Raw genomic sequence first — 24,645 nt, forward strand, 5'->3', positions numbered from 1 at the left:
ATTGACGCTCTCTCGGGTAGTCCGTACCCTGCGCCCTTGCACGTGGTGCCCCGTTTGAGTCGGGGTGAAACAGGGAAGCCGGTCGAGCCGGCGCTGCCCCCGCAACGGTAGTTGAGTAGCAGCTGCGCGAGACCCACTGGCCCCGGCCGGGAAGGGGCGCAGCGGGTGCCCGAGGGTATCGACTCACCAGCCCGGAGACCGGCCACGCTTGCGTTCATCTCGGCGATGCGGAGGGCGTCGTGCGGCGTCGCCACCTGCCTTGCGCGGGCGGCGTCTCTGCCCGTTTCTCCGTCGCGCCCGCACCCGGAGAACCGCCATGACCGACACCCCTGATTCGAACAGCCCCGAGCGCGACGAGCGCCATCGCGCGCGCATGGTGCGCAAGAAGGCGGTGATCGACGCCCGGATCGCCGACGCCCAGGACGAACGCGGCCTGCTGCTGGTGCACACCGGCATCGGCAAGGGCAAGAGCAGCTCCGCCTTCGGCATGGCGGCACGCGCCCTCGGCCACGGCATGCAGGTCGGCGTGGTGCAATTCATCAAGGGCCGCCGCGACACCGGCGAGCAACTCTTCTTCAGGCGCTTCCCCGACGAGGTGCGTTACCACGTCATGGGCGAGGGCTTCACCTGGGACACCCAGGATCGTGCCCGCGACCTGCAGTCGGCGGCCGCGGCCTGGGCGGTGGCAGTGGAGCTCTTGCGCGATCCGGCCATCGGCCTGGTGCTGCTGGACGAACTCAACATCGCCTTCAAGCATGGCTATCTGGAGGTCGACCAGGTGCTGGCCGATCTCGCCGGGCGTCCGGCGCACCAGCATGTGGTGGTGACTGGCCGCGGCGCGCCGCCCGCCCTGATCGAAGCCGCCGACACCGTGACCGACATGAGTCTGGTCAAGCATGCCTTCCAGGCCGGCGTCCGCGCCCAGCAGGGCATCGAATGGTAGGCGAACCGCGGCACTGCCCGGCGCTGCTGATCGCCGCCCCGGCCTCCGGTCAGGGCAAGACCAGCGTCACCGCCGCCCTGGCCCGGTTGCATGCACGCCGGGGGCGGCGGGTGCGGGTGTTCAAGTGCGGCCCGGATTTTCTCGATCCGATGATCCTCGCCCGTGCCAGTGGCGCCCCGGTCTACCAGCTCGATCTGTGGATGATCGGCGAGGCCGAGAGTCGGCGCCTGTTGTGGGAAGCGGCGGCGGAGGCGGACCTCATCCTCATCGAAGGCGTCATGGGGCTGTTCGACGGGCAGCCGTCGGCGGCGGACCTGGCCGAGCGCTTCGGCGTACCGGTACTGGGGGTGATCGACGCCGCGGGCCTGGCGCAGACCTTTGGTGCCCTGGCCTATGGCCTGGCCCACTATCGGCCGGGCCTGCCGTTCGCCGGTGTGCTGGCCAATCGCAGTGGCAGCCCGCGGCAGACGCAGCTGATCCGCGGCAGCCTGCCGGCGGGCATGACCTTCTTTGGCAGCCTGCCAAGAGACGCCGGCATCGAGCTGCCCAGTCGCCACCTGGGGCTGATCCAGGCCGACGAGGTCACCGACCTGGATCGCCGTTTGGACATGGCGGCCGATGCCCTGGCCGCCAGCTCCGACATCGAATTGCCGCCGCCAGTGGCCTTCGCCGCGCCGGAGCCGACGCCGGTCGAACCGCTGCTGGCCGGGGTGCGCATTGGCGTGGCCCGCGATGCGGCCCTGGCGTTTCTCTACCAGGCCAACCTGGACTTGCTGCGCGCCCTGGGCGCCGAGCTGCAATTCTTTTCCGTGCTCGCCGACTCGACGCTGCCGGAGGTGGACAGCCTCTATCTACCGGGCGGCTATCCCGAGCTGCACCTGCAGGCGCTGTCCAACAACCTTGGCATGCGCGCCGCCATTCGCGCCCACCACGCCGCCGGCAAGCCGATCCTTGCCGAGTGCGGTGGCATGCTCTATCTGCTCCAGGAGCTGACCGACAAGGCCGGTGAGTCCGCCGCCATGCTCGGTCTCTTGCCGGGCAGCGCACGGATGCAGGCCCGGCTGACCGCCCTGGCTCTGCAATCGGTGGAGTTCGCGCAGGGCACCTTGCGCGGCCACACCTATCATCATTCCGCGCTGGAGTCGCCCGAGGCGCCCTGGGCGCGGGGTCTGTGCCCCAATGGCAAGGCGGTGGCCGAGGCGGTCTATCGAGACGGTCGCCTCACCGCCAGCTATATTCACTTCTACATGCCGTCGGCACCCGCCGCGGCCGCCGCGATGTTCAAGCCGTGACCACGACACCCTATACCCCTGCCGAACAAGCCGCCGTCTACCGAGCCATCGCCGAGCGCCGCGACATGCGCCATTTCTGCGGTGGCGAGGTGCCCCCCGAACAACTGGCCCGCCTGCTGGGCGCCGCCCACCAGGCCCCCAGCGTCGGGCTGATGCAGCCCTGGCGCTTTCTGCGCATCAGCGATCTGGTCTTGCGCCAGCGCCTGCACGAGCTGGTGGAGGAAGAGCGCTGCGCCACCGCCGAAGCCCTCGGCGAGCGCAGCGATGACTTCATGAAGCTCAAGGTGCAGGGCATTCTCGACTGCGCCGAGGTGCTGGTCGCTGCCCTGATGGACGGGCGCGAAGCCCATATCTTCGGCCGCCGTACCCTGCCGGAGATGGACCTGGCCTCGCTCTCCTGCGCCATCCAGAATCTCTGGCTGGCCGCGCGTTGCGAAGGCCTGGGCATGGGTTGGGTCTCGCTGTTCGACCCGGAAGCGGTGCGCACCCTGCTGGAGATGCCCGAGGGGTCCCAGCCAGCGGCCATCCTCTGCCTGGGGCCGGTGGAAGCCTTCTATCCGCGACCCATGCTGGAGGAGGAGGGCTGGCGTCAGGGTCGCCCGCTGGAAGAACTGGTCTTCGAGAATCGTTGGGGCCAGAAGCCATGATGCTGGCCTTCGCGGTCGTCGGCGGCATGCTGCTCGACCTGCTGCTCGGCGAACCCCGGCGGGCCCATCCCCTGGTGCTGTTCGGCCGCTACGCCGACAGCCTCGAAGCGCGCTTCAACCCCGGTGGCCGTGGCTGGCGCAGTCATGGGGTGATGGCCTGGAGCCTGGCCGTGCTGCCCTGGGTGCTGCTCACCGCCTTGCTCTGCCAGATCGGCTGGCTGGCCTGGATCATCCAGCCTCTGGCACTGTATCTGGCGGTGGGACTGCGCAGCCTGGGCGAGCACGCCGAGCCGGTGGCACGTGCCCTGCAACGCAACAACCTGCCTGAGGCGCGGCGCCGGGTCGGCTACCTCGTCAGTCGGGAGACAGACGAGCTGGACGAAACCGCTGTGGCCCGCGCTGCCACCGAATCCGTGCTGGAGAATGGCAGCGACGCCGTCTTCGCCGCGTTGTTCTGGTTCGCCCTGCTCGGCGCGCCGGGCGTGGTGCTCTATCGCCTAGCCAATACCCTGGACGCCATGTGGGGCTACCGTACCCCGCGTCTGGAGCGCTTCGGCTGGGCCGCGGCGCGCCTGGACGATGTCCTCAACTATATTCCCGCGCGTCTGGTCGCCCTGACCTATGCCGGTCTTGGCCGCTTCTGGAGCGCCATCGAAAGCTGGCGCTCCCAGGCGCCGCTGTGGGACAGCCCCAACGCCGGCCCGGTGATGGCCGCCGGCGCCGGTGCCCTGGGGGTGAGCCTGGGCGGCGCCGCCCGCTACCACGGCGAATGGCACGAGCGTCCGTTGTTGGGTCGCGGTCCGGCCCCTACCTTCCTGGCCATCACCCGTGCCCTCCAGTTGGTACGACGCGGTGCCTGGCTGTGGACCTTGCTGATCGCCCTGGGAGGACTGCTGCTTGCTTGAGCACGGCGGTCGACTGCGGCGCGCGGCGCGCACCTATGATATCCCCCTGGCCGACTGGCTGGACCTGTCTACCGGACTGGCTCCTTGGCGCTGGCCATTGCCCGAGATTCCCGCCAGTGCCTGGGCGCGCCTGCCTGAGCCCGATGACGGCCTGGTGGACGCCGCCTGCAGCTACTATCGTGCGTCCGCGCTGTTGCCGGTGGCTGGTTCCCAGGCTGCCATCCAGGCGCTGCCCGTCCTGTGCGCGCCTTCGCGAGTCGGGGTGCTGGCGCCCTGTTATGCCGAGCATGCCCTGGCCTGGCGTCGCGCTGGCCACGAGGTGCTGGCGTGGAGCGAGGAGCAGATCGCGACCGGGCTCGACCAAGTGGACGTACTGGTGGTGGTCAATCCCAACAACCCTACCGGGCAGCGCCTCTCACCTGCGCGGCTGCTGGACTGGCATGCCCGCCTCGAAAGGCGGGGCGGCTGGCTGGTGGTGGACGAAGCCTTCATGGACCCGACGCCGGGTGCGAGTCTCGCGCCCTTCAGCGATCTGCCCGGGCTGATCGTGCTGCGCTCCTTTGGCAAGTTCTTCGGGCTGGCCGGCATGCGCCTGGGCTTCGTGCTTGCCGCGCCGGACCTGCTTTCGCTGCTCGATGAGCATCTCGGTCCCTGGACGGTCAACGGGCCCAGTCGTCATCTTGCGCGGCAGCTGCTGGTCGACCAGACGGCTCATGAGCGCCAGCGTGAGGCGCTTCGGCAAGCCGGCGAGCGCCTGGCGGCGGTGCTCGCCGGGCACGCCCTCGACCCTAGCGGTGGCTGCGCCCTGTTTCAGCTGCTGCAGCGCCCGGATGCCACGGCCCTGCACGAGCACCTGGCGCGCCAGGCCATCTTTACCCGCTTGTTCCCCGACCTTGGCGCCCTGAGATTCGGCCTGCCGGGCGACGAATCCGGCTGGCAGCGCCTGGACCAGGGGTTGGCCAACTACCGGAGTCCCCTATGAGTACGCTGATGGTGCAGGGCACCACGTCCGACGCCGGCAAGAGCACCCTGGTGGCCGCCCTGTGCCGCTGGCTCTATCGCCAGGGTGTAGGGGTAGTACCCTTCAAACCGCAGAACATGGCGCTCAACAGCGCGGTGACCGCCGACGGTGGCGAGATCGGCCGGGCCCAGGCGGTCCAGGCCCAGGCCTGTGGTCTGGCGCCCCATACCGACATGAATCCCGTGCTGCTCAAGCCCAATACCGACGTCGGCGCCCAGGTGATCATCCATGGCCGCGCCGTCACCAGCATGGACGCCAAGGCCTATCACGCCTACAAGCCCGTGGCGCGCGAAGCGGTACTGGCCTCCCATGCCCGGCTGGCCGAGCGCTTCGAGGTGGTGCTGGTGGAAGGCGCCGGCTCGCCGGCCGAGATCAACCTGCGCCAGGGCGACATCGCCAACATGGGCTTCGCCGAGGCAGTGGACTGCCCGGTGCTGCTGGTGGCGGACATCGATCGCGGCGGTGTCTTCGCCCATCTGGTCGGCACCCTGGACCTGCTCGAACCCAGCGAGCAGGCACGCGTCGCAGGCTTCATCATCAACCGCTTCCGCGGCGACCTGGCCCTGCTGCAACCCGGGCTGGACTGGCTCGAAGCCCGCACCGGCAAACCGGTGCTTGGCGTGCTGCCCTATCTGCATGACCTGCACCTGGAAGCCGAGGATCGCCTGGCCACCGGCCAGGTCGCCAAGCAGGGTCCCCGCTTGCGGGTGGCGGTGCCGGTGATGCCACGGCTGAGCAATCACACCGATTTCGATCCCCTGCGCCTGCATCCCCAGGTGGAACTGCTGTTCGTTCGGCAGGGCGAGGCCCTGCCCGCGGCGGATCTGATCATCCTGGGCGGCTCCAAGAGCGTGCGCAGCGATCTGACGTTCCTGCGTGCCCAGGGCTGGGACACGGCCATTGCCCGTCACCTGCGCTATGGCGGGCGTGTGCTGGGCATCTGCGGCGGCTTCCAGATGCTGGGCGAGCGAGTCGCCGATCCGCTAGGCCTGGAGGGCGCCCCGGGTGACAGCCTGGGCCTTGGACTCCTGGCCATGACCACCGAACTGGCCGCGGAGAAGCAGCTGCGCAACGTGCGCGGCTGGCTGTGCGAGGGCGACGCCGAGGTCGCTGGCTATGAGATTCATGCCGGCGTCAGCCGGGGAGCGGCGCTGGAGCATCCGGTGCTGCGCTTCGAGGATGGTCGCGTCGATGGCAGTCTCAGCGCAGACGGCCAGGTGCTGGGTACCTACCTGCACGGCCTGTTCGAGTCGCCCGCTGCCAGTGTCGCGCTGTTGCGCTGGGCGGGTCTGGCCGAGCCGCAGCAGCTGGACTACCACGCCCTGCGCGAACGCGATCTGGAGCGCCTGGCCGACCTCGTCGAACACCATTTGGACACCGGGCGCCTGCGCGCCCTCTGCGAGCTCTAGATGCGCGAACTCATTCTTGGCGGCGCTCGCTCCGGCAAGAGCGCCCTGGCCGAGCGCCTGGCTGCCGAATGCGGACTGGCAGTCACCTATATCGCTACCGCCGGGGGCAGCGATGCCGAACTGGCGCGCCGCATCGAACGCCACGCGGCGCGCCGGCCCGCACACTGGGCGCTGGTGGAAGAGCCCCTGACGCTGAGCGAACGCCTGCAGGCGCTGGCCGCGCCAGAGCAGTGTCTGCTGGTGGACTGCCTGACCCTCTGGCTGACCAACCTGCTGCTGCTCGACGATCCTCGGCGTCTGGAGCAGGCCTGCGCGCAACTGCTCGACGTCATCCCCCAGCTGCCTGGCCGGCTTATTTTCGTCAGTAACGAGACCGGTCTGGGCATCGTCCCCCTGGGCGAGCTGACACGGCGTTATGTCGATGCCGCTGGCGAACTGCACCAGGCCCTGGCCACCCGCTGCGATCGCGTGGTGCTGAGCGTGGCCGGTCTCCCCCTGATCCTCAAAGGAACCCCGTTATGAGCATGCCCTGGTGGCAAGGACCCTGCCGCCAACCCGATACCGCTGCCGCCGAAGCCGCGCGCCAGCGGCAGATGGTCTTGACCAAGCCGAGCGGCTCGCTTGGCGATCTGGAGGTGCTGGCCATTCAGCTGGCGGCCCTGCAGGGCACGCCGCGCCCTCTGCTGCAGCGCACCGCCATCGCCGTCTTCGCCGGTGACCACGGGGTCGTGGAGGAGGGCGTCTCGGTCTATCCGCAGTCCGTGACCGCCGAGATGGTGCGCAACTTCGTGCGCGGGGGCGCCGCCATCAGCGTGCTCGCCCGGCAACTCGACGCCGCCCTGGAAGTCATCAACCTGGGCACCGTCACCCCCCTGGAGCCGCTGCCCGGGGTGATCGATCTACCCCTGGGACGCGGCACCGCCAATTTCACCCTGACGCCAGCCATGACCCATGACCAGTGCCAGGCGGCGCTGCAGGCCGGACGCGACGCCGTGTTGCGGGCCTGTGCCGGCGGCGCCGACCTCTTCATTGGCGGCGAGATGGGCATCGGCAACACCACCGCCGCCAGCGCCCTGGCCAGCGTGCTCCTGGACACCTCGCCGCTGGCCCTCGCCGGGCCCGGTACCGGGCTGGACGCCGATGGCGTGGCGCGCAAGGTGGCAGTCATCCAGCGTGCGTTGTTGCGTCATGGCGATGCCTTGCAGGATCCCTACGAACTGCTGCGCCGGCTGGGCGGTTTCGAGTTGGCCGCCTTGACCGGCGCCTATCTGGCCTGCGCCCAGCAGGGCCTGCCGACCCTGGTGGATGGCTTCATCTGCTCGGTCGCTGCGCTCTGTGCCCAGCACCTGCAGCCCGATACCCGCGACTGGCTGCTGTTCGCCCATTGCGGCGCCGAGCCCGGCCATGCCGCCGTACTGCTGGCCCTGGGTGGCGAGCCGCTGCTGGACCTGGGCCTGCGCCTGGGCGAGGGCAGCGGCGCGGCCCTGGCGGTCCCGCTGCTGCAGCTGTCCTGTCGCCTGCACAGAGAGATGGCCACCTTCGCCGAAGCCAGCGTTTCCAGTCGCGCCCATGACTGATTGCTGGCTGCTGCGCCATGGCGCCACCGAGGGTCCCGAAGGCTTTCGCGGCCGCCTCGATCCGCCGCTGTCGGAACAGGGGTGGACGCAACTGCGCGCCGCCGTCGCCGCGCAGCCGCCTTTCGCCCTGATCCTGAGTTCGCCGCAGCAGCGCTGCGCACGCTTCGCCGAATGGCTGGCAGCGGAGCAGGGTGCCGAGCTGCTGCTGGAGCCCGATCTGCGCGAACTGGATTTCGGCGCCTGGGAAGGCCGCAGTGCGGCCGAGCTGATGCAGGACCAGGCCGAGGCCCTGGGGCTGTTCTGGGCCGATCCCTATGCCTATACCCCGCCCGAGGGCGAGCCCGTGGCCGCCTTCGCCGAGCGGGTGCTGGGGGCGGTGGCGCGCTGGCGTCCGCGACTGCAGGCGCAACGCAGCCTGATCGTCACCCACGGCGGCGTCATCCGCCTGCTGTTGGCGCGCCAGCGTGGTTTCCCGCCCAAGGATCTACTGCAGGTCGAGGCACCCTACGCGACCCTGCAGTCGCTGGCACTGGAGCAAGACTGATGCCGCTGTCCTGGTTGATCGCCGTGCAGTTCCTCACCCGCCTGCCGGTCCGGCTACCGGGCATGCCCGCACCCGAGGCCGTTGGCCGTTCGGTGCTCTGGTATCCGGCAGTCGGCCTGCTAGTCGGCGCTGTGCTGAGTCTGATCGCCTGGCTGGGCGCCGGGGGCGGCGTCTTACTCCAGGCGGCGCTGGTGCTGGCCGGCTGGGTGATGGTGACGGGCGGGCTGCATCTGGATGGCCTGGCCGACACCCTCGATGCCTGGGTCGGTGGCTATGGCGACCGCGAGCGGACGCTGGCCATCATGAAGGATCCGGCCTGCGGCCCCATGGGCGTGCTGGCGCTGCTGCTGACCCTGCTGCTCAAATGGAGCGCCCTGGTCGTGCTCTTGCCGGACTCGCTGGCGTGCCTGTGGCTGGCGCCTCTGGCCGGTCGCCTGGCGCTGCCTTGGTTGCTGTTGACCACGGCCTATGTGCGTCCGGGCGGGTTGGGCGACATGCTCAGTCGCCATCTGCCACGGAAGCTGCTCAACAGGGTGCTGCTGCTTGGCGCTGCGGGTCTGGCCTTGCTGCCCCAGGGCTTCGTGGCGCTGCTGGTGACCGCTGGCATCGCCTTGCTGGCGCGCCGGGCGCTGCGTCAGCGCCTGGGCGGTACTACCGGCGACACGGCAGGCGCGCTTCTCGAAATCACTGAAACCGGGGTGCTGGTGGCACTGGCGCTAACGTTGCGCTGAAAAATGTGCGCAAGCGTGAGACAGCCTGGGTTTTGCGACCTCCGTCCTTGAACGGCCCGGGTTAAACCATTATGAAGTGCCGTGGTATCTCGCCCAGCGAAGCCACCTCGGCACGTGCGGATCCAAGGGGGAGTCGTCGTCAGCTGGACAAGGAGCTCCCATGCCTGATGCGCCTCAACGCACCGCTTCGCCCGAGGAGATCGCTCCGGCCTCACGGCTCCGTCTCAAGCCGCGTAGTCTGTTCGCCACCTTCTTTCTGGCGTTCATCCTGGTCGATGCCGTCGGCACCCTGCTGTTCACCCTGCACAGCTATCGTCAGGCTCGGGATGCCAGCAGCCAGAGCATCGATTATCGGCTGATGAGCGCCGCCCTGGCACTGCCTGAAATCCTGGGCGAAGACTATCTGGCACAGCTGCAGGACCCGGCCAAGGCGGATTCCGCACGCTACCAACGCACCTTGATCAACCTGGATCGCTATGCCCGCAAGGCCGGGCTGGCGTCGCTCTATGCCTTCGTCAAGGAAGGTTCGAATTTTCGCTTCATCATGGATTCGGCCAACGAGGAGGAAATCCGCGTTGGCTACTTTGGCGACTATCGCCAGCTCTACGATCAGGCACCGCCGGAACTCGGAGCCGTGTTTGCCGATCATCAACCTCGTTTCGCGGAATACCAGGATAATTTTGGCAGTTTCCGTTCTCTGTTCCTGGCCATTCCCGGGCAGGACGGGCAAGCAGTCGTCATAGGGGCGGACATGTTCATGGAAGGAATAGCAGCAGCAGAGCAGTCGGCTCTACTGGATTCGCTGCTGATAGGCGCAATCATCTTTGCCCTGGGGGCTCTGGTCAGTCGGATACTGGCCGGTGCGCTCAATCGCTATCTTGCCCGCCTCGGGCAGGCCACCGAGCGCATCGCCGACGGCGACTATCAATTGGGCCTCAAGGAAGGGCGCGATCCGGTCGGCCGGCTGGGCCGTGCCATGAACCAGATGGGCGCCGCCCTGGCCGCGCGCGAGCGACGCATCAGCCAACTGGCCTTTCGCGACATGCTTACCCGCCTGCCCAACCAGGTGCGGTTGGTCCTGGAAATTCGCCAGCGTATCGAACGCGCCGCGGCTGGGCGTTTCGCCGTCTTGCTGCTGGACGTGGCGAACTTCCGCAACATCAACGAACTGCTCGGCCAGGAGGGCGGCGACAAGATCCTGCGTCATCTGGCGCGCCGGCTAAGGGTCGCGGCGCCGGAAGAAAACGGCGTAGCGCGGATCGGTGCCGACACCTTCGTGTTGCTGCTGCCCTGGTTCGATGGCGCTTCGGCGGAGGCGGCGCTGCTGTCGCTGCGCAACCTGGTGGAGAAGCCCTTCGTCAGTGGCAATCAGCGAATATCCCTGCGCATCACCTTCGGCATCGCCTGCTACCCCGAGCACGGCACCAGCGCCGAAGCCTTGCTGGCCAACGCCGAGACCGCCCTGCAGGATGCGCGCCGGCGGCAGCTGCCCTTCGCCTTCCATGATCCGGACCAGGAGCGCCAGCGCCAGCTCGGCATTGCCATGCTCGATGCCCTGGACCTCGCCGTGGATCACGATCAGTTGCGGCTCTATCTGCAACCCAAGATCGCGCTGCCGGATGGCCGGGTCGAGGGCGCCGAAGTCCTGATCCGCTGGCAACATCCGGAGTTGGGCCTGCTCAAGCCGGACGCCTTCGTCGGCATCGCCGAACAGAGCCGCAAGATCTGCGACATCACGCTCTGGGTGCTGGAACGTTGCATGCGCCTGCAGCGCGAGCGGCAGCTGGGTGCCCTCAAACTCAACGTCAATCTGTCGCTGCTGGACCTCGAGCACCCGGCCTTCATCGCCCGCATCGGCCGGCTGCTGGACGAGACGGGTGCCGTAGCCGCCGGCTTCTGCCTGGAGATTACCGAGTCCCGGGCCATGAGCAATCCGGTACAGGTGCTCGACTGCCTGCGCCAGCTCAAGGCGATGGGCTTCGAACTGTCGCTGGACGATTTCGGTGCCGGTCATTCCTCGCTGGCCTGCCTGAGCAGCTTTCCCATCGACGAGCTGAAGATCGACCGGCAGTTCATCGAGCACTGCCAGTTGCCGGGTGATCAGGAGGTGATTCGCCTGCTGGTCCAGCTTGGACAGCTACGCGGCCTGCGCGTGGTGGCGGAAGGGGTGGAAACCTACCAGGCGCTGCAGGTGCTCACCGAGCTGGGCTGCGACCAGATCCAGGGCCAGTTGGTAGCTGGGGCTCTGTCACTGGAAGACTTCCAGCACTGGTACGCCGAGCAGGAGCAAGGTTACTGGGAGCTCAGGGCCTAGGCGAAGGATCTCCCCGTCCCAGAGATGGTCGTCAATACCCCAGAAAGCACGAAGCCGCCTTGCGGCGGCTTCGGTAGCGAACCCTGACGCTTAGAAACGGTAGGTCAGCTGGGCGCCCAGGCCGTGGGCGCTGTTGTCGTACTTGGCATTGTAGCCACCGCGCAGGGCATCAGGCGCGCGGTTGACCTTGACGTTGTCTTCCCACAGGTACGCATAGGCCACATCGATGGTCATTTCCTTGGTCGGGGACCAGCCAGCGCCCAGGGAGAAGGTCTTGCGATCACCCACCGGGACGCGCACGTTGCGGTCGGCGTTGTCCACCGGCGAGGGATCGATGGCCATACCAGCGCGCAGTACCCACTGGGGATTCAATTGATAGGAGGCACCCAAAGCGTAGGACCAGGTGTCTTTCCAGTTGAACTCTTCGGTAATCTCGCCTAGGCGATTGCCTAGTACTGGCAGGGTGGGAGTGCCCTCGTTCTCGACGGTAATGGCGTCCAGCCGGCTCCAGCGGGTCCAGGTCGCCCCAGCGTACAGAGTCCAGTCGTTGTTCAGGCGATAGGTGAAGGAGGCGTCGCTGCTTTCCGGGAGGGTGATGTTGAGGTTGGCGTCGTACTTGCCGTTGAGCCGTCCCAAGATGGCGTTAAAGGTAGGATTCGCACTGGCGGCGTCGGTGACCTCGGTGTGGCCCTTGAGCTTGTAGCTGACCTTGGAATGGTAGGCCAGACCGAACGTCAGGTCATCGGTGAGGTCGGCCAGCACGCCGACGTTGAAGCCGTAGGCGGTATCGTCACCCTTGATCTTGACCTGGGCATCGCCGCCGCCAAACGCACCAGCGTTCAGGTTGCTGTTGAGCTTGCCTTCAAGACGGTTAATGGTCGGACCGAAGCCGATGGAGACCTTGTCGGTGATCTTGTAGCTGATGGTCGGCTGGATGGTGATGACTTCCACCTTGCTCGCCTGGCCCTGATAGCGGCCCTGGAAGGCGTGCTCATAGTTGCTGATCAGCGCATAGGGCACGTACATGCCCAGGCCGAAATGCAGGCGATCGTCTACGGGGGTCACGAAGTAGCCGAAGGGCACCACCGAATTAGGCACCATGTCGCCGTCGTTGCTGCCAGGCACCTGCTGGCCGTTGGCATAACGGGCGTTGACATCACTGATGTCGACCTTGGCGTGAATGTAGGCGCCACCCAGGGACACCTCGCGGCCCAGGCGTGACATGCCGGCCGGGTTGCCATAGATGGTGGAGGCGTCCTGCGCGGAGGAAGAGCGTCCGGCGAAGGAGGTACCCATACCGCTGACACTTTGTTCGTTGATAGCCAGACCGTTCGCCAGGGCATAGCCGGAAGCGCTCGAAACGGCCAATGCAAGCAGGGTCAGTTTTATTGTTTTCATGCTCTTGCAGCTCCATTGAAAGGCGAGAAGCGCTACCCCCGCGGATTCCCAAGTCCGAGTGAGTACCTGCGCACACTCTGCTTTTAGCAGGCCTCGCCCGTGAATACAAAAAAAACTATTCGGTCACGTTTGGTTCGGGGTGGTCATCAGGCGTTCATCCGACGAACCCGCCTGGAAAGCCGCTGAATGCCCTGTTCCCCAGCGATGGACATACCGCCGACGGGCACCGAAGAACAGGCTCGGGTGGCTTATACTGTCGGCTCATCTGTTCGGAGTGCGCCCTTGACTTCTGCCCCTCACTGGATCCGCGACGATGCGGCGCTGGCCACCCTCTGTCAGCGGTGCCAGACCTTGCCCTTCATCGCCCTCGATACCGAATTCATGCGGGTCGACACCTTCTATCCCAAGGCCGGCCTGATTCAGATCGGCGACGGCGAACAGGCCTACCTGGTCGATCCGCTTTGCATTGGCGACTGGACCCCTTTCTCAGCCTTGCTGGAAGACGCTTCCGTCGTGAAGGTGCTGCACGCTTGCAGCGAAGACCTGGAAGTGTTGCTGCGTTTGACCGGCAGCCTGCCGCAGCCGCTGTACGACACCCAACTGGCGGCTGCCTATCTGGGTCTGGCCCATTCCATGGGTTATTCGCGGCTGGTCGCCGAAGTGCTCAAGATCGACATACCCAAGGACGAGACGCGCTCGGACTGGCTGCAACGTCCCCTGACCCCGCTGCAGGAGCGCTACGCGGCAGCCGACGTGACCTATCTGGTCGACGTCTACCACTACCTGAACGCACGTCTGGATGACCAGCGGCGCACCTGGCTACTGGAAGATGGCGCTGAACTGGTGGCCAATCTGCGGCGTATCAGCGATCCCTGGGAAGCCTACCGCGACGTCAAGCTGGCCTGGCGCCTGTCGCGCCAGCAACTGGCGGTGCTGCGGGTGCTCTGCCACTGGCGCGAGGTGACCGCCCGAGAGCGCGACCAGCCGCGCAACCATGTCCTGCGTGAACGCTCGCTCTGGCCGCTGGCGCGTTTCCAGCCCGACGACAAGCAGGCGCTGGCGCGCATCGACGACATGCACCCGCGCACCGTGCGCCAGGATGGCGATACCTTGCTGGCGCTGATCGACGAAGGCGTGGCTACCCCAGCCGACCAATGGCCGGCGCTGCAGTCCGAGCCCTTGCCCCACGAGGCATCGCCGCTGCTCAAGGCCCTGCGCGCCATCGGCGAACGCGATGCCGAGTCCCTGGGCATGGCACCGGAACTCATGCTGCGCAAGAAGGTGCTCGAAGCCCTGCTGCGCACCGGCTGGCCCGATGGCGACTACCAACTCCCGGAGAATCTCCGCGGCTGGCGTCGCGAGCGCTTTGGCCAGGCCCTTCTCGATCACCTGCAGGCGCAGCGCACCGCGCCCCTGGAAGACACCCCATGAAGCTGTTGTGCTCTATCTACCGAAGCCCGCGCAAGCCGGAAATGTACCTCTATGTCGACAAGCTTAAGGGTCTGACCCGCGTCCCCGAGGGCCTGCTCACCGCCTTCGGCCCCCCAGCGCTGGCCTTCGAGTTCGTGCTGACCCCGGAGCGCACGCTGGCGCGGGAAGACGTCGCCAAGGTCCTCGAGAACATCGACAAGCAGGGCTATCACCTGCAGATGCCACCGCCGGAGCTGGAGCGCGACGACTACATCGAGCACCTGCCCGAAGAACTGCTGCGTCTCAACGATCCGCTATGACCGCCGTCCTGCTCCTGGAAGACGAGCCTTCAGCCTATGTGCAGGCCTGGCGCCAATTGGCGCCGGACCTGGAACTACGGGTGCCGGCGGACCCGGCCGAGGCTCTTCGTCTGGCGGCAGCAGGGGGCTACTGGTTCGGCCAGCCGGATCGCGCAGCAGCGCTGCTGCGCGAGGGCGCCAAACCGACCTGGCTGCAATCCACCTGGGCCGGCTATGCGCCGCTGCTGGCAGCGGATCTGCCTTGCGACTATCGCTTCACTCGCGCCGTGGGGTTGTTCGGCCAGAGCATTGGCGAATACGTCCTGACCTATCTGCTGCAGCATGAGCGTCAGGTCATTGCACGCCAGCTCAGCCAGCGTGAGCAACGCTGGGATACCCGCACGCCGGGCACCTTGGCTGGGCGACGTTTGCTGCTGGTAGGGGCCGGTGACATCGGGCAGGACATGGCGCGGTTGTTCGCCCCCTTCGGCATGACGATCACCGGCGTGGCGCGCAGCCCCCGCGCCGTGCCCGGCTTTGCCCAGGTCGTGACGTTGGCGGAGCTGCGCCAGGCGGCGAGGGAGGCAGACTTCGTCCTCAACCTGCTGCCGGACAGCGCCAGCACCCGGGATATCTATGATGCGGCCTTCTTCGCCGCCTTGCCCGCAGGCGCCCTGTTCATCAATGCCGGACGCGGCACCAGCGTGGTGGATGCCGCTCTGATCGCCGCGCTGCAAGGCGGTCACCTGGCCGGGGCGGTGCTGGACGTGTTCCGCCAGGAGCCGCTGCCGCAGGACCATCCCTTCTGGCAGGTACCGAACCTGCAACTCACCGCCCATGTCGCCGGGCCCACGCCGCCGGCAGCGGCCATCCGGCTATTGCTGGACAACCTCCAGCGCCTGCAACAGGGGCAGCCCCTGCGCGGCGCCGTCGATCTCGCCCTTCAACCGAAGGTATAGGGGCCGGCCACTGCCAGCTCCTCGACCTTCAGTCGCGGGCTGGGTAGCTCACGGGCCTGCAGTTGTTCCGACAGGCTGGCCTTGTCGCCCAGCTTGCCGATGGCCACCGCCAGCTCGACCTTGAACGGCGCCGGCACCCGCAACTCACGCTGAATCCCCTCGCGATCGATGCCTGCCATGCCGTGCACGTGCCAGCCGGCATTGGTCGCCTGCAGCGCCAGGTAGGCCCAGGCGGCCCCGGCGTCGAAGCTGTGGCTGGGGAAGGGCACTTCCTCGCCACTGCTGGCGCGCAGCAAGGTGGTCTTCGACAGGATGATCACCAGGGCCGAGGCATGCTGCGCCCAGGAGCGGTTGAACTCGCTGATCAGCGACAGGAACAGCTCCCAGTGGGCGTCGTCGCGCCGCGCATAGAGGAAGCGCCAGGGCTGGGCATTGAAGGCCGAAGGTGCCCAGCGTGCGGCTTCGATGAAGCCGAGCAGGGTCTCTTCCTCGATGGCTATGGGTTCGAAGGCGCGGGGCGACCAGCGCTGCACGAACTGCGGGTCGACGGGGTACTGTGGAGTACGGCTGCTGTTGGTCATGGGCTCATCACACGCAGGAAAGAAGATCCGGCACGGTAATCCGACCCGATGGAGCCGACAAGGGCGCGAACGGTGCTTGGCGCCTGGGGCGTGCGGCACTAGACTGCGCGGCCTTTCCTTTGCCCGACAATCCGCCATGGCCGCCATCACCCAGCCGTTCTGGAAGCGCAAGACCCTCGATCAGCTCGATGCCCAGGAATGGGAGTCGCTGTGCGACGGCTGTGGCCTGTGCTGTCTGCAGAAACTGGAAGATGAAGACGACGGCGCCGTCTATTACACGCGTATCGCCTGCAAGCTGCTGGATCTCAAGACCTGCCAGTGCAGTCGCTATGCCGAGCGTACCCGCTTCGTGCCCGACTGCATCCAGCTCACTCCGGCCCAGGCCGACCAATTCGCCTGGCTACCACCGAGCTGTGGCTATCGCCTGGTGGCCGAAGGCAAGGACCTGCCCGAATGGCATCCGCTGGTCTGCGACGATCCCGAGGCGGTGCACAAGGCCGGCATCTCCCAGTCCGGCCGCATGCTCAGCGAGACCCAGGTCGCCGAAGACGACTGGGAAGACTATCTGATCTTCCGCGCGGGCTGATAACGGCTTCAGACCACCGCAGGGCTGGCCCGCAGCGGTACGGCCAGGTCCGCCGCTCGATGGCAGCGTACCTCCGCCAACGTGCCTGGCAGCAGTGCTTGAGGTCGCTCGCACCCGGCGCCCGCCTGCGGACAGCGATCCCGAAAGAAACAGCCCGTCGGCAGCACCCGGTTGCCCGGCAACTCGGTGCGCTGCGCCGCGGCATTGCCCGTGAGCGGCTGGTCCAGCCGCGGCACCGCCTCCAGCAACAGCCGGGTATAGGGGTGGCTGGGCTGCTCCAGCACCTCTGCCGCCGCACCCAGCTCGACGATCTGCCCCAGGTACATCACCGCCACGCGATCGGCCAGGTGGCGCACCACCGAGACGTTGTGGGAGATCAGCACGAAGGTCAGGCCGCGATCGCGTTGCAGCTGGGCCAGCAGGTTGAGGATCTGGGCCTGCACCGAGATGTCCAGAGCCGAGGTGGGTTCGTCGAGAATGATGACGTCCGGGTCCGACGACAGCGCCCGGGCGATGGCGATGCGCTGGCGCTGGCCTCCGGAGAACTGGTGCGGGTAGCGATCCAGGTATTCGGGACGGATACCGACCTGCACCGCCAGGCGCTCGGCGAGGGCAGGCAATTCGACAGAGGAGCTGCGACCCCGTACCACCAGCGGCTCGGTGATCAGCTTCCACACCGGCAGGCGCGGATCCAGCGAGGACTGCGGGTCCTGGAAGACGATTTGGATATTGCGCTCGCCACGGGCGGTGCCGGTGAGGGTGCCGCTCACCGGCTCCACCAGCCCCATCAGGACCTGGGCCAGGGTGCTCTTGCCGCAGCCGGATTCACCTAGCACGCCTAGGGTCTCGCCGGAAAAGAGTCGCAGGTCGATGCCGTTGAGGGCATGGGCCTGGCCCTTGGTGCGGCCGAGCCAGTCGCGGCCCACCGGATAACGCACCTCGACGCCGCTGAGTTCCAGCAGCGGTACGGCGGGCGGAAAAAGGGTGTTCATGCCGGGGCGTCCTCCGCCTGCAGCCAGCAGGCGCTCAGGTGATCGGGGGTGTCCGTCGGCAGCAGCGCGGGGCGCGTCTCGCAGCGCTCATGGCGCCGGGTGCAACGATCCTTGAAGCTGCAGCCGCCAGGCAGCTGGGCCAGGTTGGGCACCTGGCCGGGGATGCTGGCCAGGTCGCTGCCCGGCACCGCCTTTTCCGGCAGGCAGGCCATCAGGCCCTGGGTATAGGGATGCCGGGGTGCCTGCATGACTGCCGCGGTAGCCCCCTGTTCGACGATGCCGCCGGCGTACATCACATAGACGCGGTCGCAGAATTGCGCGACCAGCGCCATGTCATGGGTGATCAGCAGGATGGCGGTGCCCCGGGCCCGTGCCTTTTCGCGCAGCAGGAGCAGCACCTGGCGCTGTACCGTGACGTCCAGCGCGGTGGTCGGCTCATCGGCGATCAGCAGCTGCGGATCGCAGGAGAAAGCCAGGGCGATCATGATGCGCTGGCGCATGCCGCCGGACAGCTCGAAGGGATAGCGTTCGAGGATCTGCTCGGGATCGGCGATATGCATGTCCTTGAGCAACTCGATTGCCTTGGCGCGAGCCTGGGCGGCATCCAGCGCGGTATGGCGGCGAATCACGTCCAGCAGCTGGCGACCGATGCGCCGCGTCGGATTGAGCGCGGTCATCGGCTCCTGGAAGATCATCGCCGCCTCGCGGCCGCGGACCTCCATCAGCTGGCGCTCGCTCAAGGCGAGCATGTCGTGGCCCACCAGGTTGACGCTGCCACCAGTGACCCGGTAGCTGCCGGGTGGCAACAGGCCGAGGGTGAGCATCGCGGTGACCGACTTGCCCGAGCCGGACTCGCCCACCACGCCGACGATCTCGCCGGGGGCCACACTCAGGCTGACGCCGTTGAGCGCCTTGGCGCTGCTGCGAAAGCCGGGGAATTCCAGATTCAGCTGGTCGATGTGCAGAACGGGCTGGCCCATGTCATTTGCCCTTTTGGCGAGGATCGAGCAGATCGCGGATGCCATCGCCCAGCAGGTTGAAACCGATGGCGGTGACCAGGATCGCCAGACCCGGGAAGGTCGAGTACCACCACTGGTCGAGGATGAAATTGCGGCCGCTGGCGACCATCACGCCCCATTCCGCGGTGGGCGGCTGGGCGCCCAGACCGATGAAGCCCAGCGCCGAGGCCATGAGGATGGCGTTGCCGATGTCCAGGCTGAATTGCACCAGCAGCGGCGGCATGGCGTTGCGGGCCACGTGCCAATGCACCAGGTGCCATTTGCCGGCGCCAAAGGTGCGTGCTGCCTGGACATAGGCCAGCTGGCGGATGCTCAGGGTCTGGCCGCGCGCCAGGCGCACATAGAAGGGGATGCGCACCAGGGTGATGGCCAGCATGGCGTTGAACAGACTCGGCCCGAGGGCGGCGGCCAGGGCCATGATCAGCACCAGCGAAGGCACCGAGAGGATGATGTCCATCAGGCGCATCATCAGCCGATCGAAGGCGCCGCCGACGATGCCCGACAGGCAGCCGAGCAGGCCGCCGATGGCGCAGGCGGCAAAGGCCACGAACAGGCCGACGCCCACCGACTGGCGGCTGCCGTAGATCACCCGGCTGAGCAGGTCGCGACCCACCTCATCGGTGCCGAACCAGTGCAGGGCGCTGGGTGCCTGCAGGCGGGCGGTGAGTTTCAGCGCGTTGGGCTGGTAGGGCGCGAGCCAGGGCGCGGCGACCATGCACAGCAGCACCAGCAGGGTGATCACCAGCCCCGTGAGCATCAGCGGATTGCGGCGGATGCGCCAGGCCAGCCAGGCGGTCTGCTCGCGCCAGGGGGGGCGCACAGCGGTCAGGGTCGTCATGCTAGTTCACCTTGCCGATGCGGGGATCGACCAGCCGGTAGAGCAGGTCGATGAAGCGGTTGAGCAGGACGTAGATGAAGGACACCACGATGGCGAAGCCCATGACCGCCGGGAAATCCAGCGCCTGGATCGACTTGACCACATAGGCGCCCATGCCCGGCCAGGCGAACACGGTCTCGGTGAGCACCGCGCCATAGAGCAGGTCGCCCAGCGCCAGGCCGATCACCGTGATGGAGGGAATCAGCGCATTGGGCAGCGCATGGCGCAGCACTACGGTGGTCTGCGACAGGCCATAGGCGCGGGCGGTGCGGATATAGTCCTCGCCCAGCTGTTCGAGCATGGCGCCGCGGATCTGCCGGGTGATGACGCCCAGGTTGACGAAGGCCAGGGTCACCGCCGGCAGTAACAGGTGCCTGGCCGCGCTGACGAAGCCGGTGAGATCGCCCGCCAGCAGGGTATCGATCAGATAGAAGCCGGTCACCGCTGGCGGTGGCGTCAGCCCCTGGTCCAGGCGCCCGCCGCCGGGCAGCCAGCCGAGGTGCCCGTAGAACAGCACGATCAGCCCCAGGCCCAGCCAGAAGGCCGGGGTGGAGATGCCGGCCACCGCCAGGGTACGGCTGATGTGATCGATCCAGCGGTTGTTGTAGACCGCCGAGAGCACGCCCAGGGGCACGCCAATGAGGATCGACAGCAACAGCGCGGCCAGGGCCAGCTCCAGGGTGGCGGGAAAGAACAGCTGCAGGTCTTCCAGCACCGGGCGATGGGTGCGGATCGACTGGCCCAGGTCGCCCTGCAGCAGGTCCCCCATGTAGCGGAAGTATTGCTGGTAGAGCGGCAGGTCCAGGCCCAGCTGCTGACGGATGCCGGCGACGATTTCATCGCTGGCACGCTCGCCGGCGATCAGTCGTGCCGGATCGCCGGGGATCAGGTGGGAGATAACGAAGGTGATCAGGGACACCCCGATCACCACGATGAGGATATCGGTCAGCTGCTTGCGCAGCAGATTGAAGAAGGCCATGGCATACCTCGCGAGGCGGGTGCCGGAGCGCGCCGGCACCCGTCGCCCTTACTTGGACATCGCAGCGAAATCGAAGACCTGTTCGAGCATGGGGTTGAACACGTACCCCTTGACCGCGGCGCGCATCGGCACCGTGTAGGCCTTCTGGTAGAGGTAGGCGTAGGCGGCGTCGCCCACCACGATCTTCTGGGCTTCCTGGTACAGCGCCTTGCGCTGAGCCACGTCGCTGACGCTGGCGGCGTCGCGCAGCAACTGGTCCACCTTGGGATTGCTGTAGAAGGCACGGTTGCCCGCCAGTCCCGCATTGGTGCTGTCGAACCAGAAGTTCATGAACATGTAGGGGTCGGCGAAGTCCGGACTCCAGTTGCCGATGGCGACGTCGAAGTCGCCCTTGCCCAGGCGTTCGCGGAAGGTGGCGTTGGCCAGCTTCTCCATCTTCAGGTTGACGCCCAGGGTGCCCAGGCCCGCCTGCAGGGTCAAGCCGATGGGTTCCCAGGCCGGATCCTTGTCCGAGTAGAGAAATTGCAGCTCCCGGACCTTGGGCGCCTTGCCCAGGGCGGCCTGGGCGGCTTCCAAGTCCTGCCTGGGCATTGGCAGGCTTGGATCATGGCCCCACATGCCGTCCGGGATCGGGCCGTTCATGAGCTTGGCCTTGCCCGTGGCGATGCCTTCGACGATGCCCTGGTAGTCGAGGGAGTCGACCACCGCCTTGCGCGCGTTGACGTCGTTCAGGGGCGCGCGCCTGTTGTTGAGGTAGAGGTAGGTCACCCGCAGCGAGGGGTAGGCGGTGGTGACGAAGCCGGACTTCTGCGCCAGGGCCTTGACCTGGTCTTCGGGCAGGTCCTCGATGATGTCCAGGTCGCCCTGTTCCAGTTGCAGGCGCCGTACCGATGGCTCGGCGATGATGCGGATCACCACCTGCTTGAGCGTGGGCGCCTGGCCGGCGTAGTGCGGGTTGGGCTCCAGGGTCAGCGACTGGCCCTTCTGCCAGGCGGCCAGGCGATAGGCGCCGGAGCCGGCGGTGTGGCCGGCCAGCCAGGCGTCCACGTCCTTGCCGTGGGTGCTGGCCACCTTGGGGTTGATCACGCTGGCGCCATCGTGGGCCAGGGCGAAGAGGAAGGGCGCGAAGGGCTTCTGCAGGGTGAATCTGATCGTCTGCGGATCCACCACGGTCACCGTCATGTCCGCCGGGAAGATGCTGGACGGGCCCTGCTTGAGCTTCATCAGACGCTCGACGGAGAACTTGACCGCCTCGGCGGTGACCTCGCTGCTATCGTCGAACTTGTTGCCGGGCTTCAGGGTGAAGGTCCACACCAGGTTGTCGGGGGAGACGGTCCAGCCGCTGGCCAGGTCGCCCTCGACATCGGTGCTGCCCTTGCCGTCTTCCACCTTGTAGCGCATCAGGCGCTGGTAGGCCGGATAGGTCACGGTCCAGTCGTTGTTGTCGAAGGTCACGCCCGGATCGACGGTCTGCAGATCCGCAGGCTTGCCGATGACTAGGGTGTCGGTCGCGGTGGCGGCGCTGGCCGGTTGCCAGGCGCCGAGGCCCAGCAGGGAAACCAGGGCGAGCACGCGGGACGCCGATGAAACGTGGGTGCGCGAAGACGAGAACATGCCGGTACCTCGGATTGTTTGGGTTTATGGGTGTTTCGGCAGTGGGCAAGGCGGTCGAGCGAAGGGCTCGCGGCGCCGGATTCGAATGACCCGGTCGCCGGCAGGATCAGTTCAGCAGGGCGGCGAGCTCCTCCTGGCCGAGATGGTGGTAGTCGATCAGCGCATAACGACGGGCGTCGGGCAGTTCGAAGTGCCACCACTCGCTGGGGATGAAGGTGAAGCCGGCGCTCTGCATGATGCCCAGCAGCAGCAGGCGGTTGCGCTGGGCGGCGGCGGGCAGCGCCGGATTGAACAGATGCGACAGCTCGCGCATGTCGTCGAAGCCGGTACCCATGTCCAGCGGTTCACCGGCCTCGTCGAGCAGGGTCACGTCCACGGCCACGCCGCGGCTGTGGTGGGAACCCTGCGCCGGATCGCTCACGTACTGGGCGTCGGGCAGCACCCGCCACAGCAGTTGCTGGGCATAGGGCGGGCGGTAGGCATCCAGCACCTGCAGACGCAGACCGGCCTGTTGCGCCAGCGCGCTGGCGCGGTGCAGGCGGCCGGCGGCATCCCGGTGCAGCAGGCAGTGGGCGTCCTGGTAGAGCACCTTGCCGGCCAGGTTGTCGGCGGTCGCATAGACCAAATGGATGGCTACGCCGTAGTGGTCGGCGTCGATCTCGACGAGTTCTGGATGGTTCACGGTACGGAATGCTTCCTTAGGGTGAAGAAGAGGGCCAGGGCTCATTCGAATTGCCCGAAGCGCTGCTGCAGGGCGCGGTTGCTGGCCAGACGCTGTTCCAGGGCATCGCCCGAGCGATCCGCCACCGCCGACACCAGCAGGTTCAGCAGGCAGGCCAGCGGTGCCAGGGAGTCCCAGAACTGGTCGACTTCCAGGCGCAGTTGCAGCAGGTCGGTGGGGTAATCCCGCGCCCAGGGGCAGTGGTAGTCGGTGATCAGCGCCATGGGCAGCCTGGCATCGCGAGCGCTCTCGCAGAGCTTGCGGGTCACGCTGGAATAGGCGCGAAAGTCGGCCACCACCAGGTAGGGCTGGGCGAAGCCGCTGTTGAAGATGTCGGCGTAGGTGCCCGACAGGCCATCGACATAGAAGGCCTTGGGCCGGATGTATTCCAGCAGGCTGTGAAAACTGCCGAGTACCCCGCGGGTGGTCTGGATACCGGCGATGAACACCGCGTCCGCGCCGGTCAGCTGCCGGACCACCTGTTCGAACACCGGTCCGCGGGCCAACTGGTAGACGTCTTCGATGGCGGCGAGCTCGGCGGCCAGGGAGCGGTCCAGGGCGTCGCTGCGTCCACTCTGCTGGCGAAAGGCACTGAAGCGATCGGTGATGCGCCAGGCTTCCAGGCCTTCGTCTCTCAGGCTCTGCTTGACGTCGTCGAGGTTGCGATAGCCCAACGAGCGCAGCAGCCGGCCCACGGAAATGCCGGTGGTGTTGGTGCGCTGGGCGATGCTGTCGGCGGTCTCGAAGGGGAGTTTCTCCGGATTGGCCAACAGGTAGCCCGCGACGCGTTTGCCGGTGGGCGTAAGGTCGGCGAAGGCGCCTTCGAGGGCCTGGAAGAACAGCGGCTTGGTCAAGGTGTGGATCCGCAATGTTATCTAGCTGTCATTAAAAGCTCCGTTGTTCGAAAGCTAACATCGCTTTTCCAGGCGTCGCAAGAGGTCGCACGCCGGTTGTCACCGAGGTGTCGCAAAGCGGATTCAGGGGTCGCTACGAGATAAGCCAATCGGGGCTGAATGGCCTGAAGGAAGGTAGCGGCGTCCCGGACGAGACGCCGCGGTACAGCCGGAGGTCAGCCCAGCGGCGACTCCATGTGCGAGGTGCGCTCGATAGCCCCGTAGCGGTCGCCGACCGCATGGGCCCGCTCCAGTAGCACCTTGAGCTCCGCCAGATCCTGAGCGATGCGGGTACCGGGGTCGCGGCGCAGCAGGCGAGCGAACAGGTGGCCCAGGCGACCGGCTGGCGGTTCGTAGGCCATGACGGCCGTCACCTCGGTGCCGCCCGGTACATCTTCGAAGCTGACCCAACCCAGGTTGTTCAGACCGGCATATCCGCAGGAGCGCCAGCCGATCAGCCGGCCCGGGACGTCGTCGGTGACTTCGGCGTCCCACTCGAAGCGGCCCATGGGTGCCTTGACCACCCAGTGCGAATAACGGTCGTTGAGCACGTCCACGCGCTCGATATGACGCATGAAGATCGGCAGGTTGGAGAAGTCGCGCCAGAACTGATAGAGCTCATCGCGCGGCCGGGCGATCACCACCCGCCGAGTCTGGGAGGCAGCCGAACGCCATGCCAGCGAGCGACGAACGTCACGTTCGAAACGAACCTTGGTTAGGGTGCGCCGAATCGAGCAATGGCCACGCAGGCCACGATTCAGCAGCCAGGCACCGGTGGCGCCCGTGAGCAAGCCAAGCAGGCCGCCACGCGCCAGGCCGCGGCTGAGCAGCAGGCCACCGCCGGCCACGGAGGCCAGGCGTTCCACGCCTTTTATGGCGGCGGCGTCGCGAGGCGGAGGAGCGAGAGGGGGAGTGGGGGCATCTAGGTGCATGG

Annotated in this window: 25 protein-coding genes and 1 riboswitch; of the genes, 15 read left to right on the forward strand and 10 right to left on the reverse strand. The window is 67.1% G+C overall.

Features of this window, described 5'->3' with window-relative positions; genetic code table 11:
• The first annotated feature begins 26 nt into the window (after positions 1 to 26).
• Positions 27 to 221, forward strand: a riboswitch (cobalamin riboswitch).
• Between the two features lie 95 nt (positions 222 to 316).
• The 11 genes from cobO to ACUCV0_RS02350 all read left to right on the forward strand — a co-directional run bounded on the left by cobO (position 317) and on the right by ACUCV0_RS02350 (position 11,383).
• Positions 317 to 943 (forward strand): cob(I)yrinic acid a,c-diamide adenosyltransferase, encoded by a 627-nt coding sequence (gene cobO, locus ACUCV0_RS02300; RefSeq protein ID WP_059314217.1) that lies wholly within the window; start codon positions 317 to 319, stop codon positions 941 to 943.
• Positions 937 to 2,235 carry a cobyrinic acid a,c-diamide synthase CobB gene (locus tag ACUCV0_RS02305; protein WP_482211898.1) on the forward strand — a complete coding sequence of 433 codons (1,299 nt, stop codon included), beginning with the start codon at positions 937 to 939 and terminating at the stop codon, positions 2,233 to 2,235. Before cobO ends, ACUCV0_RS02305 begins: the two co-directional genes overlap by 7 nt.
• Positions 2,232 to 2,882 carry a 5,6-dimethylbenzimidazole synthase gene (gene bluB, locus ACUCV0_RS02310; RefSeq protein ID WP_434776155.1) on the forward strand — a complete coding sequence of 217 codons (651 nt, stop codon included), beginning with the start codon at positions 2,232 to 2,234 and terminating at the stop codon, positions 2,880 to 2,882. The genes ACUCV0_RS02305 and bluB overlap by 4 nt, the downstream gene beginning before the upstream one ends.
• Positions 2,879 to 3,787: an adenosylcobinamide-phosphate synthase CbiB gene (gene cbiB, locus ACUCV0_RS02315; protein WP_482211899.1), complete on the forward strand. Its 909-nt coding sequence runs from the start codon at positions 2,879 to 2,881 to the stop codon at positions 3,785 to 3,787. Before bluB ends, cbiB begins: the two co-directional genes overlap by 4 nt.
• Positions 3,780 to 4,769: a threonine-phosphate decarboxylase CobD gene (gene cobD, locus ACUCV0_RS02320; protein WP_482211900.1), complete on the forward strand. Its 990-nt coding sequence runs from the start codon at positions 3,780 to 3,782 to the stop codon at positions 4,767 to 4,769. Before cbiB ends, cobD begins: the two co-directional genes overlap by 8 nt.
• Positions 4,766 to 6,217, forward strand: a complete 1,452-nt coding sequence (locus ACUCV0_RS02325; RefSeq protein ID WP_482211901.1) for a cobyric acid synthase — start codon at positions 4,766 to 4,768, stop codon at positions 6,215 to 6,217. Before cobD ends, ACUCV0_RS02325 begins: the two co-directional genes overlap by 4 nt.
• Positions 6,218 to 6,739 carry a bifunctional adenosylcobinamide kinase/adenosylcobinamide-phosphate guanylyltransferase gene (gene cobU, locus ACUCV0_RS02330; RefSeq protein WP_482211902.1) on the forward strand — a complete coding sequence of 174 codons (522 nt, stop codon included), beginning with the start codon at positions 6,218 to 6,220 and terminating at the stop codon, positions 6,737 to 6,739.
• The gene (gene cobT / locus ACUCV0_RS02335; protein ID WP_482211903.1) at positions 6,736 to 7,794 is read left to right on the forward strand and encodes a nicotinate-nucleotide--dimethylbenzimidazole phosphoribosyltransferase; all 1,059 of its coding nucleotides are present in this window, start codon (positions 6,736 to 6,738) and stop codon (positions 7,792 to 7,794) included. The genes cobU and cobT overlap by 4 nt, the downstream gene beginning before the upstream one ends.
• On the forward strand, positions 7,787 to 8,338 hold the full coding sequence (locus ACUCV0_RS02340) for a histidine phosphatase family protein (RefSeq protein ID WP_323148258.1): 552 nt from the start codon (positions 7,787 to 7,789) through the stop codon (positions 8,336 to 8,338). The genes cobT and ACUCV0_RS02340 overlap by 8 nt, the downstream gene beginning before the upstream one ends.
• Positions 8,338 to 9,069: an adenosylcobinamide-GDP ribazoletransferase gene (locus tag ACUCV0_RS02345; RefSeq protein WP_482211904.1), complete on the forward strand. Its 732-nt coding sequence runs from the start codon at positions 8,338 to 8,340 to the stop codon at positions 9,067 to 9,069. The genes ACUCV0_RS02340 and ACUCV0_RS02345 overlap by 1 nt, the downstream gene beginning before the upstream one ends.
• A 160-nt stretch (positions 9,070 to 9,229) precedes the next feature.
• Positions 9,230 to 11,383 carry a putative bifunctional diguanylate cyclase/phosphodiesterase gene (locus tag ACUCV0_RS02350; protein ID WP_482211905.1) on the forward strand — a complete coding sequence of 718 codons (2,154 nt, stop codon included), beginning with the start codon at positions 9,230 to 9,232 and terminating at the stop codon, positions 11,381 to 11,383.
• A gap of 90 nt (positions 11,384 to 11,473) precedes the next feature.
• Here ACUCV0_RS02350 and ACUCV0_RS02355 read toward each other — a convergent pair whose 3' ends face one another.
• A complete protein-coding gene (locus tag ACUCV0_RS02355; RefSeq protein ID WP_323148261.1) occupies positions 11,474 to 12,781 on the reverse strand; it encodes an OmpP1/FadL family transporter in 1,308 nt (435 codons plus the stop codon).
• 282 nt (positions 12,782 to 13,063) lie between these two features.
• Here ACUCV0_RS02355 and rnd point away from each other — a divergent pair, with 282 nt between their 5' ends.
• Genes rnd through ACUCV0_RS02370 form a run of 3 tightly spaced genes read left to right on the forward strand, consistent with a single transcriptional unit; the run spans position 13,064 to position 15,449 of the window.
• Positions 13,064 to 14,212: a ribonuclease D gene (rnd, locus tag ACUCV0_RS02360; RefSeq protein ID WP_482211906.1), complete on the forward strand. Its 1,149-nt coding sequence runs from the start codon at positions 13,064 to 13,066 to the stop codon at positions 14,210 to 14,212.
• On the forward strand, positions 14,209 to 14,511 hold the full coding sequence (locus ACUCV0_RS02365) for a YcgL domain-containing protein (protein ID WP_271654350.1): 303 nt from the start codon (positions 14,209 to 14,211) through the stop codon (positions 14,509 to 14,511). The genes rnd and ACUCV0_RS02365 overlap by 4 nt, the downstream gene beginning before the upstream one ends.
• Positions 14,508 to 15,449 (forward strand): D-2-hydroxyacid dehydrogenase, encoded by a 942-nt coding sequence (locus ACUCV0_RS02370; RefSeq protein WP_482211907.1) that lies wholly within the window; start codon positions 14,508 to 14,510, stop codon positions 15,447 to 15,449. Before ACUCV0_RS02365 ends, ACUCV0_RS02370 begins: the two co-directional genes overlap by 4 nt.
• Here the strand turns inward: ACUCV0_RS02370 and ACUCV0_RS02375 are convergent.
• A complete protein-coding gene (locus ACUCV0_RS02375) occupies positions 15,434 to 16,030 on the reverse strand; it encodes a nitroreductase family protein (protein ID WP_482211908.1) in 597 nt (198 codons plus the stop codon). The genes ACUCV0_RS02370 and ACUCV0_RS02375 overlap by 16 nt on opposite strands.
• Before the next feature lie 136 nt (positions 16,031 to 16,166).
• On the opposite strand from ACUCV0_RS02375, the gene ACUCV0_RS02380 reads away from it, so the two are divergent.
• Complete coding sequence (locus ACUCV0_RS02380) at positions 16,167 to 16,616, forward strand: YcgN family cysteine cluster protein (protein WP_059314233.1); 450 nt, start codon at positions 16,167 to 16,169, stop codon at positions 16,614 to 16,616.
• A gap of 8 nt (positions 16,617 to 16,624) precedes the next feature.
• Here the strand turns inward: ACUCV0_RS02380 and ACUCV0_RS02385 are convergent, their stop codons facing one another.
• The 8 genes from ACUCV0_RS02385 to ACUCV0_RS02420 all read right to left on the reverse strand — a co-directional run bounded on the left by ACUCV0_RS02385 (position 16,625) and on the right by ACUCV0_RS02420 (position 24,643).
• Positions 16,625 to 17,608, reverse strand: coding sequence for an oligopeptide/dipeptide ABC transporter ATP-binding protein (locus ACUCV0_RS02385; RefSeq protein ID WP_482211909.1), 984 nt, complete (start codon positions 17,606 to 17,608; stop codon positions 16,625 to 16,627).
• On the reverse strand, positions 17,605 to 18,588 hold the full coding sequence (locus ACUCV0_RS02390; RefSeq protein ID WP_482211910.1) for an ABC transporter ATP-binding protein: 984 nt from the start codon (positions 18,586 to 18,588) through the stop codon (positions 17,605 to 17,607). Before ACUCV0_RS02390 ends, ACUCV0_RS02385 begins: the two co-directional genes overlap by 4 nt.
• A 1-nt stretch (position 18,589) precedes the next feature.
• Complete coding sequence (gene ddpC / locus ACUCV0_RS02395; protein ID WP_482211911.1) at positions 18,590 to 19,465, reverse strand: D,D-dipeptide ABC transporter permease; 876 nt, start codon at positions 19,463 to 19,465, stop codon at positions 18,590 to 18,592.
• A 1-nt stretch (position 19,466) separates the two neighbouring features.
• Positions 19,467 to 20,483 (reverse strand): ABC transporter permease, encoded by a 1,017-nt coding sequence (locus tag ACUCV0_RS02400; protein WP_434776167.1) that lies wholly within the window; start codon positions 20,481 to 20,483, stop codon positions 19,467 to 19,469.
• Positions 20,484 to 20,531: 48 nt separating this feature from the next.
• Positions 20,532 to 22,097 (reverse strand): ABC transporter substrate-binding protein, encoded by a 1,566-nt coding sequence (locus ACUCV0_RS02405; RefSeq protein WP_482211912.1) that lies wholly within the window; start codon positions 22,095 to 22,097, stop codon positions 20,532 to 20,534.
• A 106-nt stretch (positions 22,098 to 22,203) separates the two neighbouring features.
• Positions 22,204 to 22,779 carry a D-alanyl-D-alanine dipeptidase gene (gene ddpX, locus ACUCV0_RS02410; protein WP_313649283.1) on the reverse strand — a complete coding sequence of 192 codons (576 nt, stop codon included), beginning with the start codon at positions 22,777 to 22,779 and terminating at the stop codon, positions 22,204 to 22,206.
• 41 nt (positions 22,780 to 22,820) lie between these two features.
• The gene (locus ACUCV0_RS02415; protein ID WP_482211913.1) at positions 22,821 to 23,672 is read right to left on the reverse strand and encodes a MurR/RpiR family transcriptional regulator; all 852 of its coding nucleotides are present in this window, start codon (positions 23,670 to 23,672) and stop codon (positions 22,821 to 22,823) included.
• A gap of 215 nt (positions 23,673 to 23,887) precedes the next feature.
• A complete protein-coding gene (locus ACUCV0_RS02420; RefSeq protein WP_059314234.1) occupies positions 23,888 to 24,643 on the reverse strand; it encodes an SRPBCC family protein in 756 nt (251 codons plus the stop codon).
• Between the last annotated feature and the right edge of the window lie 2 nt (positions 24,644 to 24,645).

Source organism: Pseudomonas sp. VMV1 (assembly GCF_056790235.1).

What these genes read in the sequence shown, in the direction of transcription:
- cobO (WP_059314217.1), top strand. Translation starts at nt 317, where the DNA reads ATGACCGACACCCCTGATTCGAACAGCCCCGAGCGCGACGAGCGCCAT.
- ACUCV0_RS02305 (WP_482211898.1), top strand. Translation starts at nt 937, where the DNA reads ATGGTAGGCGAACCGCGGCACTGCCCGGCGCTGCTGATCGCCGCCCCG.
- cbiB (WP_482211899.1), top strand. Translation starts at nt 2,879, where the DNA reads ATGATGCTGGCCTTCGCGGTCGTCGGCGGCATGCTGCTCGACCTGCTG.
- ACUCV0_RS02325 (WP_482211901.1), top strand. Translation starts at nt 4,766, where the DNA reads ATGAGTACGCTGATGGTGCAGGGCACCACGTCCGACGCCGGCAAGAGC.
- cobU (WP_482211902.1), top strand. Translation starts at nt 6,218, where the DNA reads ATGCGCGAACTCATTCTTGGCGGCGCTCGCTCCGGCAAGAGCGCCCTG.
- cobT (WP_482211903.1), top strand. Translation starts at nt 6,736, where the DNA reads ATGAGCATGCCCTGGTGGCAAGGACCCTGCCGCCAACCCGATACCGCT.
- ACUCV0_RS02340 (WP_323148258.1), top strand. Translation starts at nt 7,787, where the DNA reads ATGACTGATTGCTGGCTGCTGCGCCATGGCGCCACCGAGGGTCCCGAA.
- ACUCV0_RS02345 (WP_482211904.1), top strand. Translation starts at nt 8,338, where the DNA reads ATGCCGCTGTCCTGGTTGATCGCCGTGCAGTTCCTCACCCGCCTGCCG.
- ACUCV0_RS02350 (WP_482211905.1), top strand. Translation starts at nt 9,230, where the DNA reads ATGCCTGATGCGCCTCAACGCACCGCTTCGCCCGAGGAGATCGCTCCG.
- ACUCV0_RS02355 (WP_323148261.1), bottom strand. Translation starts at nt 12,781, where the DNA reads ATGAAAACAATAAAACTGACCCTGCTTGCATTGGCCGTTTCGAGCGCT.
- ACUCV0_RS02365 (WP_271654350.1), top strand. Translation starts at nt 14,209, where the DNA reads ATGAAGCTGTTGTGCTCTATCTACCGAAGCCCGCGCAAGCCGGAAATG.
- ACUCV0_RS02370 (WP_482211907.1), top strand. Translation starts at nt 14,508, where the DNA reads ATGACCGCCGTCCTGCTCCTGGAAGACGAGCCTTCAGCCTATGTGCAG.
- ACUCV0_RS02375 (WP_482211908.1), bottom strand. Translation starts at nt 16,030, where the DNA reads ATGACCAACAGCAGCCGTACTCCACAGTACCCCGTCGACCCGCAGTTC.
- ACUCV0_RS02380 (WP_059314233.1), top strand. Translation starts at nt 16,167, where the DNA reads ATGGCCGCCATCACCCAGCCGTTCTGGAAGCGCAAGACCCTCGATCAG.
- ACUCV0_RS02385 (WP_482211909.1), bottom strand. Translation starts at nt 17,608, where the DNA reads ATGAACACCCTTTTTCCGCCCGCCGTACCGCTGCTGGAACTCAGCGGC.
- ACUCV0_RS02390 (WP_482211910.1), bottom strand. Translation starts at nt 18,588, where the DNA reads ATGGGCCAGCCCGTTCTGCACATCGACCAGCTGAATCTGGAATTCCCC.
- ddpC (WP_482211911.1), bottom strand. Translation starts at nt 19,465, where the DNA reads ATGACGACCCTGACCGCTGTGCGCCCCCCCTGGCGCGAGCAGACCGCC.
- ACUCV0_RS02400 (WP_434776167.1), bottom strand. Translation starts at nt 20,483, where the DNA reads ATGGCCTTCTTCAATCTGCTGCGCAAGCAGCTGACCGATATCCTCATC.
- ACUCV0_RS02405 (WP_482211912.1), bottom strand. Translation starts at nt 22,097, where the DNA reads ATGTTCTCGTCTTCGCGCACCCACGTTTCATCGGCGTCCCGCGTGCTC.
- ACUCV0_RS02420 (WP_059314234.1), bottom strand. Translation starts at nt 24,643, where the DNA reads ATGCACCTAGATGCCCCCACTCCCCCTCTCGCTCCTCCGCCTCGCGAC.